Source organism: Enterobacter sp. E14S, assembly GCF_055666685.1.
Genome location: NZ_JBVODQ010000024.1, coordinates 1 through 724, shown reverse-complemented (window position 1 = coordinate 724; position 724 = coordinate 1). Strand labels below are relative to the sequence as shown.

1 rRNA gene is annotated in these 724 nt (G+C 52.3%); it reads right to left on the bottom strand.

Annotation, left to right across the window (positions count from 1 at the left end):
* A 23S ribosomal RNA gene (locus ACZ6J2_RS21790) occupies window positions 1-724 on the bottom strand; the annotation flags it as partial.

The window sequence follows — 724 nt, the reverse complement described above, 5'->3', positions numbered from 1 at the left end:
AATGATGGCTGCTTCTAAGCCAACATCCTGGCTGTCTGTGCCTTCCCACATCGTTTCCCACTTAACCATGACTTTGGGACCTTAGCTGGCGGTCTGGGTTGTTTCCCTCTTCACGACGGACGTTAGCACCCGCCGTGTGTCTCCCGTGATAACATTCTTCGGTATTCGTAGTTTGCATCGGGTTGGTAAGCCGGGATGGCCCCCTAGCCGAAACAGTGCTCTACCCCCGAAGATGAGTTCACGAGGCGCTACCTAAATAGCTTTCGGGGAGAACCAGCTATCTCCCGGTTTGATTGGCCTTTCACCCCCAGCCACAAGTCATCCGCTAATTTTTCAACATTAGTCGGTTCGGTCCTCCAGTTAGTGTTACCCAACCTTCAACCTGCCCATGGCTAGATCACCGGGTTTCGGGTCTATACCCTGCAACTTAACGCCCAGTTAAGACTCGGTTTCCCTTCGGCTCCCCTATACGGTTAACCTTGCTACAGAATATAAGTCGCTGACCCATTATACAAAAGGTACGCAGTCACACCACGAAGGTGCTCCCACTGCTTGTACGTACACGGTTTCAGGTTCTTTTTCACTCCCCTCGCCGGGGTTCTTTTCGCCTTTCCCTCACGGTACTGGTTCACTATCGGTCAGTCAGGAGTATTTAGCCTTGGAGGATGGTCCCCCCATATTCAGACAGGATACCACGTGTCCCGCCCTACTCTTCGAGTTCACA